Origin of the sequence: Peribacillus sp. YIM B13482 (genome assembly GCF_042787975.1) — a bacterium.
GTDB classification, from domain to species: domain Bacteria; phylum Bacillota; class Bacilli; order Bacillales; family DSM-1321; genus Peribacillus; species Peribacillus simplex_A.
On record NZ_JBHZPF010000008.1, the window covers coordinates 72355 to 86684 of the forward strand.

13 protein-coding genes are annotated in these 14330 nt (G+C 44.0%); 1 reads left to right on the top strand and 12 read right to left on the bottom strand.

Translation table 11 applies throughout. The features are described 5' to 3' along the window. Nucleotides 1-287: 287 nt before the first annotated feature. Nucleotides 288-479 carry a hypothetical protein gene (locus ACFX4L_RS06685; protein WP_061464205.1) on the top strand — a complete coding sequence of 64 codons (192 nt, stop codon included), beginning with the start codon at nt 288-290 and terminating at the stop codon, nt 477-479. A 152-nt stretch (nt 480-631) separates the two neighbouring features. On the opposite strand, the gene ACFX4L_RS06690 is transcribed toward ACFX4L_RS06685, so the two are convergent. The 12 genes from ACFX4L_RS06690 to ACFX4L_RS06745 form a co-directional block, all read right to left on the bottom strand. Beyond that, nucleotides 632-2515, bottom strand: coding sequence for a S8 family serine peptidase (locus ACFX4L_RS06690; protein ID WP_377404363.1), 1884 nt, complete (start codon nt 2513-2515; stop codon nt 632-634). A 987-nt stretch (nt 2516-3502) separates the two neighbouring features. After that, a complete protein-coding gene (locus ACFX4L_RS06695; protein ID WP_061464207.1) occupies nt 3503-4210 on the bottom strand; it encodes an ABC transporter ATP-binding protein in 708 nt (235 codons plus the stop codon). Further along, nucleotides 4210-4989 (bottom strand): ABC transporter ATP-binding protein, encoded by a 780-nt coding sequence (locus ACFX4L_RS06700; protein WP_125162140.1) that lies wholly within the window; start codon nt 4987-4989, stop codon nt 4210-4212. The genes ACFX4L_RS06695 and ACFX4L_RS06700 overlap by 1 nt, the downstream gene beginning before the upstream one ends. Further along, a complete protein-coding gene (locus ACFX4L_RS06705) occupies nt 4964-5926 on the bottom strand; it encodes a branched-chain amino acid ABC transporter permease (protein WP_125162139.1) in 963 nt (320 codons plus the stop codon). The genes ACFX4L_RS06700 and ACFX4L_RS06705 overlap by 26 nt, the downstream gene beginning before the upstream one ends. 13 nt (nt 5927-5939) lie before the next feature. Continuing rightward, entirely contained in the window at nt 5940-6818 is an 879-nt protein-coding gene (locus tag ACFX4L_RS06710; RefSeq protein ID WP_061464210.1) for a branched-chain amino acid ABC transporter permease, read from the bottom strand. Nucleotides 6819-6984: 166 nt separating this feature from the next. Beyond that, on the bottom strand, nt 6985-8163 hold the full coding sequence (locus ACFX4L_RS06715) for an ABC transporter substrate-binding protein (protein ID WP_377381078.1): 1179 nt from the start codon (nt 8161-8163) through the stop codon (nt 6985-6987). 556 nt (nt 8164-8719) lie between these two features. After that, the gene (locus ACFX4L_RS06720) at nt 8720-9427 is read right to left on the bottom strand and encodes an ABC transporter ATP-binding protein (protein WP_377404366.1); all 708 of its coding nucleotides are present in this window, start codon (nt 9425-9427) and stop codon (nt 8720-8722) included. Further along, entirely contained in the window at nt 9427-10206 is a 780-nt protein-coding gene (locus tag ACFX4L_RS06725; protein WP_089361629.1) for an ABC transporter ATP-binding protein, read from the bottom strand. Before ACFX4L_RS06725 ends, ACFX4L_RS06720 begins: the two co-directional genes overlap by 1 nt. Continuing rightward, nucleotides 10181-11152, bottom strand: a complete 972-nt coding sequence (locus tag ACFX4L_RS06730) for a branched-chain amino acid ABC transporter permease (protein WP_377404369.1) — start codon at nt 11150-11152, stop codon at nt 10181-10183. Before ACFX4L_RS06730 ends, ACFX4L_RS06725 begins: the two co-directional genes overlap by 26 nt. Before the next feature lie 13 nt (nt 11153-11165). Further along, nucleotides 11166-12044, bottom strand: a complete 879-nt coding sequence (locus tag ACFX4L_RS06735; RefSeq protein WP_125160026.1) for a branched-chain amino acid ABC transporter permease — start codon at nt 12042-12044, stop codon at nt 11166-11168. A 75-nt stretch (nt 12045-12119) separates the two neighbouring features. Next, the gene (locus tag ACFX4L_RS06740) at nt 12120-13307 is read right to left on the bottom strand and encodes an ABC transporter substrate-binding protein (protein ID WP_377381085.1); all 1188 of its coding nucleotides are present in this window, start codon (nt 13305-13307) and stop codon (nt 12120-12122) included. A gap of 187 nt (nt 13308-13494) precedes the next feature. After that, on the bottom strand, nt 13495-14256 hold the full coding sequence (locus ACFX4L_RS06745) for a tRNA threonylcarbamoyladenosine dehydratase (protein WP_125160028.1): 762 nt from the start codon (nt 14254-14256) through the stop codon (nt 13495-13497). Between the last annotated feature and the right edge of the window lie 74 nt (nt 14257-14330).

Consider the following 14330-nt stretch of genomic DNA (forward strand, 5'->3'; position numbering starts at 1 on the left):
ACTCACTACCTGGTAAATAGTAACAAAGTATGTGAAAACAGCCTTTGATTTAAAGGGAGAGTTGGAACAAAACTTTACGGCAACGAACAATTAAATAAGTATATCTTTAAGGACTGTTAACTCCTCGCCCTTTCTTACCTAATAAAATAACCTTGAATTTATCGAGGCGATTTTTTAATTCAATGTAAAGTATGTAATGGTTTTATTTGATTTAAGTAATGATATTGTATTTCATGTTGGTTTCGCCTTTTTTTGTTGTATGATAAAAAAAAAAAGGAGTTTTGGGAATGCTTATTCTGCAGTATATTGGAAAACTTTTTTCATTCATGCAAAAGGATATACCAGAAACTCATGTTAAATGCCATGTTTGTGCAGGTACGGGTGCCTACGATATTTATACTGATTGTCTTACCTGTAATGCAAAAGGATTAATTAGTAAAATTGAATATAATAGGAGGCTTGAAGAAGGTGAAATTTAAAGTATTTCGTGTAGGACGATATTGCAACGTAGATGAAACAATAGATGATCAAAGAAGCAATATTCGCTATTGCTTCTTTTTTTTGACCCAAAACAAGAGTGATACAAGTACAGCCCCCAGTACTTATTATGGGGGCTGTTCCTATTTTCATATCACTTTTTAACCGTGACTTTCCTTGATTCACTTACGTTTTTCGCTTTGTCTTTGGCATAGGTATATAGGTTTTTCCCGGCTTTTTGCTTGGGGATTTTAACCGAGAAAGCACCTTTATTCGTTGCTGTGGCAGAGCCGATCACTTTTCCAGATGCTTTGATGGAGACAGTGGAGTTGGCTTCTGCTTTGCCTGTTACTTTTGTCGTTTTTGTCGTGACCGTGTTGACCGTAGGTTTACTTGGTGCTGTTTTGTCTGCGACGGTCACTGTTTTGACTGAGCTTGTATTTCCTGCTTTATCGGTTGCTGTAACGGATAGGACTTTTCCTGCTTTTTGTTTCTTTGACATCGTAACGGTGAAATTCCCAGCGTTATTGGAATTTGCTTTGCCAAGGACCGTATTGCCATTTTTGACAGTGACTGCAGATCCCGCTTCCGCTTTTCCCGCTACTTTAACGGTATTGTCTCCTACCGTATTTACTGACGGTTTTAAGGGAGCCGTTTTATCTGCCACTTTAAATGAAACGGGTATACTTTTATTTCCCGATTTATCGATGACCCTAGTAGAGATGGTCGTGCCGGCTGTTTGTTTTTCGATGGTCGCTGTAAACGACTTTTCGCCGTTGATCTTCACTGTGGCGAGTTGTTTTTTATCGGTATAAATGGAGACGGTCCCCGTTTTGAAATCAGTTGGGATTTTCCCATTCATCTTGGTGTCCCTATCGGAAATCGCGGTCACGGCCGGTTTGGTCAGCGTCTTCATTTCCAGCGCTTTTTTGGCATTGAGCCGCCCGTTTCCATAGTAGATGTCTTTCCCTTTTGCACCGAGGTCCACGGCTGAATCATATAGGCGGTATTCGACCTCCGATTTGTTGAGCTTGGGCTCATACGACCAAATCAGTGCCGCTACACCCGTCACCATCGGCGTGGCCATTGATGTTCCGCTCATCCAGCCGTATTTACCATCCGGTAAGGTTGAAAGGATATCATCTCCAGGGGCTGCAATATCCACTGTTGAATGGTAGTTGGAATAACTGGTACGCTTGTCCCTTGAGTCAGTGGCGGCAACGGAAATGACATGGCTGAATGCAGCTGGATACACACGCTGTACATTTTTGCCCATATCACCTTCATTCCCGGCAGCTGCGACGATCAGGACGCCTTTTTTATAGGCTTCTTGGACAGCCTTGTTCAACGCCTCCGAATAACTGGTATCTCCCAGGCTCATATTGATGATGTTAGCCTTATGCTGTACGGCAAAATGAATGGCGTCAATGATATCGGCCGTATTGGCATATTCGCCATCAAAAACGTTGATCGGCATGAGTTTTACGTTAGGCGCAACACCCGCTCCACCAATGCCGTTGTTCGCAGAACCTGCAATGATGCCAGCGATATGCGTTCCATGCCCCCCTTTTGGTACGATATTCTTCCGATTGCGTACCGTATCATAGGCATTGACGATTTTCCCTTTTAAATCAGCGTGGTTACGATCGATCCCATCGTCAATAATGGCTACGATCATTTCCTTTGAGCCCATGGTTTTTGTCCATGCTGCATTCGTTCCGAGCGTTTTATGATGCCACTGGTCTTTATAGGCAGGGTCGTTCGGACTGTCCATCTTCTTGAAAAGATAGTTTGGCTCTGCATATTCCACATTCTTCTGTTCTTCAAGTTCCTCGATAACGTTGTCGGTCGTTTCCCCTTTAGGGACCTCAACCTTTTCTATCAAGTCGTTGATCGGCTCATCATTCGTCTCTTTATATTTGACGATGACACCATCGGATTGCGGGATTTCTTCTGCAGATGCAGCATCCGGCTCGCAGATTGGCAGAATCATAAACAGCAGTAGAACTGGCAGTATGGCCTGAATAAGTTTGTGCATGAAATCACTCCAAAAAATATGATTAAGAATAGCTATGGATGAGGTTTTGACATGAACCTATTCTACTATTATCCCTAACTAGATTGTATACCGAGTGATTTGGTTTTACTAACCTTTTTATCTAGTTAAAATAGCTTATTTAAAAAACAAAAAACCGCTATAACGCTAGCTCAGTTTGTCGACAAAAATGGGTTCTATCTAATTTTAAAACAAAGCGGTTGACTATAGACAAACTTGATAATAATTGATTACTTTAAAATTTGTACTTTGATTTCCACTCCAGGCACTCGCTTTCCGCGGGCGGTCCGGGAGCCTCCTCGACGCTTCGCGCCTGTGGGGGTTTCCCTGGACTCGCTTTCCCCGCAGGAGTCTCGTACCTTCCGTTCCAATCAACTCATTCAGATATAAACACTTTTGTCTAAAAAAGGGGGCCGAAGTATCTCACCCCGAATCCTTTTATAAAAGAAGACTTGTTTATCCTTCATGTTTTTTACTTTTTATATGGATGAAACACTAGATTGAAGAAATTTGCGACACTCCTGCCGAATTACTGGCTAGCCGAGACCCCACAGCCGCTTACTTTGATAAGGCTTTGCAGACAATCGGCGGAAAGGGAGCGGATTTCTGAAATCAACTCACTTTTTAAAATAAAAAAACTGCAAGCACACTCGCTTTTCTTCGAATATATCTCCCAGTCTGGGGGTTCCGAATGTTCTAATCCCAAACCATGATTTTAAAACAAGACTAGATTACTCTTAAAGTTTTTTTACTGTAATCCTTATTGGATTGAAGAAATTTGCGACACTCCTGCCGAATTACTGGCTAGCCAAGACCCCACAGCCGCTTGCGGTGAGGAGGCTTGGCAGACAGTCGGCGGAAAGGGAGCGGATTTCTGAAATCAACTGGCACTTTTTTTGAAATAAAAAACTGCAGGCACACTCGCTTTTCCTCGAGTTTGTCTGCAGTTTGAATCCGCTATAAAGCGGTTTAATGTCCTCCTAAATAGGCATTCTTGATTTCTTCGCTTGCGGTCAGTTCCTCAGATTTGCCTGATAGGACAATTCGGCCGGTTTCGACAACATAGGCTCTGTCCGCGATGGATAGGGCAAGGTTGGCATTTTGTTCAACCAGCAGGATCGTTGTACCTGTTTTATTGATTTCTTCGATGATATGAAAGATTTGCTTCACCAATAATGGGGCGAGTCCCATGGATGGCTCGTCCAACAACAAAAGCCGGGGCTTGGCCATGAGTGCCCTGCCCATTGCGAGCATTTGCTGTTCACCGCCGGAAAGGGTTCCGGATTGCTGTTTCAGGCGTTCAAGCAAACGCGGGAATAATTCATAGACTTTCTCCATGTCCTGCTTGATGCCTGCCTTATCTTTGCGTAAATAGGCACCAAGCTGAAGGTTCTCTTCAACGGTCATATTAGCAAATACACGCCGGCCTTCAGGTACATGGGAAATGCCCATTTTCACGATGGATTGTGCGGCCTTTCCGCCGATGGATTGCCCTTCATACATGATTTTCCCCTGTTTTGGTTTTAACAGTCCGGAAATGGTTTTCAGCATCGTGCTTTTCCCCGCTCCGTTTGCCCCGATCAGGGTAACGATTTCACCTTCATTAATAGAAAGCGAGATTCCTTTCAAGGCTTGAATGTTTCCATAATAGACGTTGATGTCCTCGATTTTTAACATTATGAAACCTCCTCGCCCAGATAGGCCTCGATGACTTTTGGATTGTTACGGATTTCCTCTGGCTTGCCTTGAGCGATCAGTTGTCCGTGATCGAGTACATATATGCGTTCGCAAACACCCATGACGAGCGGCATATCATGTTCAATCAATAATACGGTCAAATCAAATTTCTCACGGATGAGGGCAATCAGGTTCATGAGCTCGTGCGTCTCTTGAGGGTTCATTCCCGCTGCCGGTTCATCCAGCAAAAGCAATTTCGGGTTGGCTGCAAGTGCACGGGCAATTTCCAAACGTCTTTGTTTGCCATATGGCAGGTTCTTAGCCTTTTCATCCTTATATTGATCAAGGTTGAAAATCTTCAGGAACTCAATCGCCTTTTCATCCATTTCCTTTTCGCCTTTAAAATGGATCGGCATCCGGAAGATCGAGCTTAAAATGCTATGCTTCGAAAGGGAATGATAGGCCACCTTTACATTATCGATCACGGATAGTTCACTGAATAAGCGAATGTTCTGGAATGTCCGGCTGATGCCTTTTTGTGTGATTTTATATGGAGGCTTTTTTCTCAAGTCCTCCCCTTTTAAAGAAATCGTTCCCTCCGTCGGGACGTATACCCCTGTCAGTAAGTTAAAAAAAGTCGTTTTCCCGGCTCCGTTCGGTCCAATCAAGCCAACCAATTCCCCAGGGTACAGCTCGACGTTAACATCGGAAACGGCTTTTAGCCCCCCGAACTGGATGCCGACCGAATCGACTTTAAGCAGCGGTGTTTTTATTTTCATGGCTGCTGCCTCCTTTACGTTTGAACATGGATGTTATTTCTTTTGTCCCCATTAAACCTTGTGGACGATAGATCATCATGACGATTAGCACAAGGCTATAAATGATCATTCGCGTTTCAGGATAATCCTGAAGGAATGTCGTGACCACAGTCAGTAAGATGGCCGCCAATACGGCTCCTGAAAGACTTCCAAGGCCGCCAAGTACAACTAAGATCAAGATATCGAATGACTTCAGGAATCCGAAGTTGGATGGCTGGATGATGTAGAAGTTATGAGCGTAAAGCCCTCCAGCAATTCCGGCGAAAAAGGCACCGATCGCAAACGCGACAACTTTGTAATAGGTCGTATTGATCCCCATCGAATCGGCAGCCGTCTCGTCCTCACGGATCGATATGCAGGCTCTGCCATGTGTCGAACTTGTGAAGTTCCTGATGACGATGATCGTAACGATAACGGAAGCGAATACCCAAGGCCAAGTGGTCAAATGGGATACCTGCATCCCGCTTGCCCCGCCAACATAATCGATATTCAAAAGCACGATCCGGACGATTTCCCCAAAACCGAGGGTGGCAATCGCCAAGTAGTCACCTTTTAAACGTAAGCTTGGGATTCCGATGATCAATCCTGCCAGCGCTGCCGCCAAACCGCCCACTATCAATGCTGCAACAAAAGGCATGTCAAGCTTCATGGTCATAACGGCTGAAGCATAGGCTCCGACTGCCAGGAATCCGGCATGCCCGATGGAAAACTGCCCTGTTATCCCGATGATCAAGTGAAGGCTCGCTGCCAGAATGATATTGATCCCGATGAACATGAGCGTATTTTGATAAAAAGGATTTAGCGATCCGCCGCCGATTAACACTTGAACTACGGCGAAAAAGATCAATGATAGTAAAATCGAGAGCCAAAAACCTTTTGCCCGCTTAAATGTAGTCATTGCTTTGTCTCCCCTATACTTTTTCTTTTTTGTTTTTACCGAATAAGCCTTGTGGCATGAAAATCAAGATAAGAATCAGTACGACGAAGGCTACTGCATCACGCCATAATGAGTAACCGGCGGCACTGACCAAAGCCTCGATGACACCAAGTAATAAGCCTCCGACCATGGCGCCCGGTATAATCCCGATCCCTCCAAGTACGGCGGCGACAAATGCCTTCAACCCCGGAAGCACACCCATGAGCGGTTCGATCTTAATATAATAAATGCCGAAAATGACGCCCGCTGCCCCAGCTAAAGCGGAGCCGATTGCAAAGGTGGCAGAAATCGTGTTATTAACATTGATCCCCATCAGCTTGGCTGCATCCGCATCGAATGAAACGGCACGCATGGCTTTTCCTATTTTTGTTTTATGAACGATGATTTGAAGAATGATCATCAGGACTACAGCCACTCCAAAAATCAAAACCGATTGACTATTGATGGAAACTCCAAAAATATTGAACTTGTCCGTCGGCAATACATCATTCGGGTAAGCCTCCGGCTGTGCACCGCGGACGTAGATGAATCCGTATTCGATCAAGAGGGAGACCCCGATGGCCGTGATAAGTGCTGCAATACGCGTAGCGTTTCGTAATGGCTTGTATGCGATTCGCTCGATTATCACTCCAAAGAGCGCACAGATCGTCATCGAGATTAATAGAGCTGGCACAAATGAAAGATCCAGAACCGTTATCGAGTAAAATCCAACGAATGAGCCGACCATGAAGACATCACCATGTGCAAAGTTTATCAATTTAACAATCCCGTAAACCATCGTATAACCGAGAGCGATAAGGGCATAAATACTTCCTAGTGAAACTCCGTTTATTAACTGCTGTATCAATTCCATGTTCGACTCTCCTTGAAAAATCTAATTTTATAATGTGATTAGTCCAGACTCTTTGCATTCCGCCAAGGGGAAGTTCAGTGACCTGGTATACCTGAAAAATGAGAATTCGCCAGCACCTTCTTTTATGACGAAGGGCCGGCGAAAGGGTTGGAGTTATTCTCCGAAATTAAGGATTGATTTTTGTGTTGAATACTTGTTTTCCCTCTTTAAATTCAAGGATTGTAGCGGATTTGATCGGATTATGTTTTTTATCCAATGTAAAAGTACCCGTTACAAGCTCAAGGTTTTTCGTTTTTTCCAGCGCTTCTTTAATTTTTTCTGAATCGGCTGAACCGGCACGTTTGATCGCATCGGCAAGGAAGTATCCTGTGTCATATCCTAGAGCGTTAAATGCATCCGGGGATTTATCTTTGTACTTCGCTTTAAAAGCTGACACAAATTTCTGAATTTTCTCATCAGGGTCACCTGAAGAATAATGGTTCGTTATGAACGTGTTATTTAGCGCTTTTGCACCGGCAATTTCAACTAGCTTAGGAGAGTCCCAGCCGTCTCCGCCCATGAATGGGACGTCAAGTCCAGTTTCACGCGCCTGCTTCACGATCAGACCAGCTTCCTCATAGTAACCAGGTAGGAAGATGAAATCAGGTTTTGCCGATTTCAAACGAGTCAATGTGGAACGGAAATCCGTATCCTTCGCAATGTAAGCTTCCTCAGCTACGATCTTTCCGCCATTTTTTTCGAATTGTTCTTTAAAGGCTGCAGCTAATCCTTTTGAATAATCACTTGAGCTGTCAATATAGATGGCCGCACTTTTCGCTTTGATTTCTTTAGTGGCAAAATTCGCAGCAACCGTTCCTTGGAAAGGATCGATGAAGCTTGTCCTGAAAATGTAATCATTCAATTTATCCTTGCTGAAAGTGATTTCAGGGCTTGTACCAGAAGGTGAGATGACCGGCACTTTATTATCTTGTGCAATCTGCACTTGTGCAATCGAGTTCGTGCTTGTCGCTGCACCCACGATCGCCGCAACCTTATCTTGTGATGTCAGCTTGATTGCTCCGCTAGTCGCTTCGGACGCTTCAGATTTATTATCGACTTTTATTAGTTTGATTTTTTTTCCGTCAATGCCTTCTTTATTGATTTCTGCAGTCGCAAGTTCCAGGCCTTCCGCAATTGATTGACCATATGAGGCTACACCGCCTGATAATTCAAGGTTGACACCGATCTTGATCGTATCACCGTCCCCGCTTGTTTTATCTGATGAACCGGAGCCGGAACAACCTGCTAGAACTCCTGCAGCGAGTGTTAGAGAAAGGAATGCCCCTGCTAATTTTTTCTTCTTCAAAATAATCCCCCCATTTTGTAATCATAGCTCTGATGCATGAATATTTATTCAAGATGCCCCAGAAAAAATTGATTAAATTAAATTTTTCAAATTAAATTAATATTTCGAAAAATAGTTTACCGCATAATTTTCATTCCGTCTATACAATAATTATGAGAATATTTCGCTAAATAGTAAGTTTTTCATAAGGAGTACACTGTCATTTTTATCTTTATATATTTTAAATATTGCGAAAACAATGGATATATTCAGAAAAAACCGATAATTTAATTATATTGAAATTGTAAAATCCTCATTTATTGCTCAAAAAATTTTATTCATTCTCTCATTTTACCCATCCTATTAATTACATTTTTACCAAAATACAAGTATACTGGTAGGGAATTAAACCCAGTTTTTTCACTTCTCTTTAGTCTTAATTCCTATATCAAAATTGAATAATACTATTTTGGATGCATAAAATCATGCATGAATCTCCTGTCCATTTTTAAGCTACCTTGTATATTTCCCATCTCCCAAGCTTCAATTCCCCACAAAAAAACCGCCAAACGGCGGTTCAGTGTCCTCCTAAATAAGCCAATTTAATCTCTTCACTTGAAGTGAGTTCCTCGGCATTGCCCGAGAGGACGATCCGCCCCGTTTCAACGACATAGGCCCGATCTGCAATAGATAAAGCGAGATTGGCATTTTGCTCGACCAAAAGGATCGTGGTGCCAGCCTCATTGATTTCCTGGATGATGTTGAATATTTGCTTCACCAGCAGAGGCGCAAGGCCCATCGAAGGTTCATCGAGCAGTAATAAACGGGGCTTCGCCATTAGGGCCCGACCCATTGCAAGCATCTGCTGTTCCCCTCCCGAAAGCGTGCCAGCCTGCTGTTTGATTCTCTCCAGCAGCCTCGGAAATAACTCATGGACCCTTTCCATATCTTTATTAATGCCTTCCTTGTCCTTTCGCAAATAGGCCCCAAGCTCGAGGTTTTCGGCAACCGTCATGTTGGCAAAGACACGGCGGCCTTCAGGTACATGGGAAATGCCCATTTTCACGATGGACTGTGCTGCCTCTCCTCCAATCGGATCGCCTTCGAACAGAACTTTTCCCTGCTTTGGTTTTAACAGCCCGGAAATCGTTTTGAGCAACGTGCTTTTTCCCGCTCCATTCGCTCCGATCAAAGTCACGATCTCCCCTTCGTTAATCTCCATTGAAACACCTTTTAATGCTTGGATATTGCCGTAATAAACATTGATGTCCTCTATTTTCAGCATCATGAAACCTCCTCGCCCAGATACGCCTCGATAACTTTTGGATCATTGCGGATTTCTTCCGGCTTTCCGTGAGCGATGAGCTGTCCATGATCGAGCACGTAAATCCGTTCGCATACCCCCATGACCAGTGACATATCATGCTCAATGAGCAATACGGTAAGGTTGAATTCCTTCCGGATAAAAGCAATGAGATTCATCAATTCTTTCGTTTCATGCGGATTCATCCCTGCTGCGGGTTCGTCCAGTAAAAGCAGTTTCGGGTTTGCGGCGAGAGCACGTGCAATTTCCAGCCGCCTTTGCTGTCCGTATGGCAGATTCTTCGCCTTTTCATCCTTAAAATGGTCAAGGTTGAAAATCCTCAAGAATTCCAACGCCTTTTCATCCATCTCCTTTTCTCCGGAAAAATGTCCAGGCAACCGGAATATGGAACTTGGAATCATATGCTTGGCGAGCGAGTGGTAAGCCACCTTCACATTATCGATCACGGATAGCTCACTGAAGAGGCGGATATTTTGAAAGGTCCTCGAAATCCCTTTCCGGGTAATTTTATAAGGCGGCTGCTTTTTTAGATTTTCCCCATTCAAGGCAATCGTCCCTTCTGTAGGGACATAAACACCCGTCAACAAGTTGAAGAATGTCGTTTTTCCAGCTCCATTCGGTCCGATAAGGCCAACAAGTTCCCCTGGAAATAATTCAACGTTCACATCTGACACGGCTTTCAACCCGCCAAAACGGATACCCACCGAATCTACTTTAAGCAACGGTATTGTGGCTTCCATCCTTTTTGCCCCCATTCGTTTTCTTATGTGTGAACAGTGCCGTGATTTCCCTTGTTCCCATTAAACCCTGCGGGCGGAAAATCATCATCAAGATCAGGACAAGACTGTATATGATCATCCTCGTTTCCGGATAATCCTGAAGGAATGTCGTCACGATCGTCAGTAAAATGGCTGCCAAAACCGAACCTGATAAACTTCCCAGACCGCCAAGTACAACGAAAATCAGAATATCGAAGGATTTTAGGAAACCGAAATTCGATGGCTGGATAATATAGAAATTATGGGCATAAAGCGATCCTGCAACTCCGGCAAAAAAAGCTCCGATGACGAAAGCCGCCACCTTATAATAGGTCGTATTGATTCCCATCGAATCTGCCGCCGTTTCATCTTCCCTTACGGATATGCATGCACGTCCATGAGTCGAATTGGTAAAATTCCGGATGACTATGATGGTGATCATGACACAGGCAAATACCCATGGCCATGTGGTCAGATGAGATACCTGCATTCCGCTTGCCCCGCCTACATATTCAATATTCAAAAGGATTATCCGGACAATTTCCCCAAAACCAAGTGTTGCGATCGCCAAGTAATCCCCCTTCAGGCGTAGGCTCGGTATCCCGATCACCATACCGGCAACGGCAGCGATGATGCCCCCAGCCAATACAGCCATGATGAAAGGAAGTTCCAGCTTCATCGTCATGACTGCCGAAGCATAGGCCCCTACCGCTAAAAAGCCTGCATGTCCGATAGAGAACTGCCCGGTTATACCGATGATTAAATGAAGGCTCGTCGCCAGCATGATATTGATGCCGATGAACATGAGTGTGTTGATATAAAATGGATTGAGCATACCGTTTGAAATGGTGACCTGCATGATTCCGAAAAAAATGAGTGCGAGCACGATCGAGAGCCAAAAACCCCTTGAATTCTTTAAAGTAGTCATCGCTTTGTCTCCCCTATACTTTTTCTCTTTTATTTTTACCGAATAGACCCTGCGGCAAGAAAATCAAAATTAAGATAAGAACGATGAAAGCCACACCATCGCGCCATAAAGAGTAACCGGCTGCACTGACCAAGGCCTCGATGACTCCAAGCAGCAGTCCGCCGACCATCGCTCCCGGAATGATGCCGATACCGCCAAGTACCGCGGCCACAAACGCTTTAAGGCCAGGAAGGACGCCCATCAACGGCTCGATTTTTATATAGTAGATTCCAAAAATGACACCGGCCGCACCTGCCAGGGCCGAGCCTATGGCGAAGGTAGCTGAAATCGTATGATTCACATTGATTCCCATAAGCTTAGCCGCTTCGGAATCGAATGAAACGGCACGCATCGCTTTGCCGATTTTGGTTTTATGGACAACGAATTGTAGGATGATCATTAAAATGATGGATACAGATAAGATCAATATCGATTGACTGCTGATGGAAACGCCGAATATATCGAGTTTATCCATCGGAAGGACATTATTTGGATAGGCTTCCGGCTGGGCGCCCCGGATGTAAATCAGCCCATTTTCTATCAGAAGGGAAACACCGATGGCCGTTATCAAGGCCGCAATCCGTGTTGCATTACGAAGGGGTTTATAAGCGATCCGTTCAATTAAAACGCCAAAGATGGCACAAGTGACCATCGAAATCAATAAAGCCGGGATGAAGGATAAGTCCATAACAGTAATGGCGTAAAACCCTACAAATGAACCAACCATGAATACGTCGCCATGGGCGAAGTTTATCAGCTTGACGATCCCATATACCATCGTATAGCCCAGCGCAATCAATGCATAAATGCTGCCGAGTGAAATGCCATTTACCAATTGCTGAATCAGTTCCATATTCCACTCTCCCCGATAAGGCGTTATTTAAGTGAATATAGAATAGGGGGTGCTGCCCCCTATCCACATAAGGTATTATGGATTGATTTTTGTCTTGAATGTTTGTTTGCCATCTACATATTCCAAAATGGTCGCCGATTTGATCGGATCATGATTTTCATCAAGGTTCAGCGTTCCGGAAACTAATTTAAGATCTTTGACTTCTTCCAACGCTTGTCTGATTTTTTCGGGAGAGGCATCTCCAGACCTTTTGATGGCATCTGCCAGGTAGTACCCAGTATCATAGCCAAGTGCGGCAAAAGCATCCGGTGTTTTATTGTATTCCTTTTTGAAGGCTGCAACGAAATCCTGAATTTTTGGATCTTCATCTTCTGGGGAATAGTGATTCGTAATATAGGTATTTTTTAACGCCTCCGCTCCGGCAATTTCAACGACCTTCGGGGAATCCCAGCCGTCTCCGCCCATGAACGGAAGGTCCATCCCGTCCTCACGGGCCTGCTTTAAGATCAATCCGACTTCTTCATAATAACCAGGAAGGAAAACGAACTCTGGTTTTGCGGATTTGATCCTTGTCAATGTAGAGCGGAAATCAGTATCTTTTGTAACATAAGCTTCTTCTGCAACGATTTTACCGCCCTTGGCAGTGAACGCTTCTTTAAAAGCTGCGGCCAACCCTTTAGAATAATCACTTGCGCTGTCCACATAGATCGCAGCCGTCTTCGCCCCTATTTCGTCGGATGCGAAATTGGCTGCAACCGTACCTTGGAATGGATCGATAAAGCAAGTTCTGAACACATAATCATTCAGCTTTCCAGCTTTATTGGTGATGTCGGGATTTGTTGCAGTTGGTGTAAGTAGAGGAACTTTATTATCCTGTGCGACCTGAACCTGTGCCAAGGTATTTGTGCTTGTCGCTGATCCGACTACAGCAACAACCTTGTCCTGACTGACTAACTTAATCGAACCGCTTGTAGCTTCTGCTGCATCTGATTTGTTATCAACCTTAACGATTTCCAGTTTCTTACCGTTGATGCCCTCTTTATTAATTTCATCGATGGCCAGTTTCAAACCGTCTGCGGCCGATTGGCCGAATGATGCCGTACCTCCGGACAATTCAAGGTTGGCCCCAATTTTGATTGTGTCACCCGATTTGGATGAACTCCCGCCTGAACTGCTGGTTTTCAAGTCGCCACCACAGCCTGCGAGCGCCCCTGCAACCAATGAAAGCGATAGAAACACTCCTGCCAGCTTTTTATTCTTCATTTGAAACCCCCTTGTTTTGTATGTTCTTTTAAGTAAAAATGATATCTGAATAAAAAAAATATTCTGAAAATATTTTATCTCATTCTTTCGACCCCGTCTATAAGATATGGATAAAAAAGTTATTATAAGGAAATATATGCTTTTTCGACAAAAAAACTGACCCCGTATAGAGTCAGTCAACTTATTATCAATCATTTACACGGCGAACTTCAATGTCTTTTAAAATATCATTGATTACCCAGCTTGCCGCAATTAAGCCCGCTACAGATGGTACGAAAGCATTCGAAGATGGCGGCATTTGGGCTTTACGGATTTTTGCCTCATCATTGCCGACTTCTTTCCGGACATCCTCACGAATGACAATCGGGCTTTCGTCCGAGAAGACGACGGGAATTCCCTTTGTGATGCCTTCTTTACGCAATCTAGTACGAATGACCTTTGCAAGCGGATCTGTATGCGTTTTGGAGATATCGGCAATTTGGAAACGCGTAGGATCCATTTTATTAGCGGCCCCCATGCTTGAAATCACCTTGATATTCCGTTTCAGGCATTCCTTCATCACATGCATCTTATAAATGACCGTATCGGATGCATCAATGACATAATCCAGGCCATAACTGAAGAATTCCTCAAACGTTTCTTCTGTATAGAACATTTTAAGAGCGATCACTTCGCAGTCGGGATTGATGTCTTGAATGCGATTTTTCATCAATTCCGCTTTCGGTTGACCGACTGTTGATAATAGTGCATGAATCTGCCTGTTTACATTAGTTATGTCGACATCGTCCTTATCCACAAGAATAATACGGCCGACACCCGTGCGTGCCAATGCTTCAGCTGAAAAAGAACCTACGCCCCCCACACCCAGGACAGCAACGGTCGTGTTTTTCAGTATATCGATGCCTTCCTTGCCAATTGCTAATTCATTTCGTGAAAACTGATGCAGCATATATATTCAACTCCAATAAATTCTGTTCTTATTTAGCTTCCCATTTAACAATATATCATAAACATCATTTATGA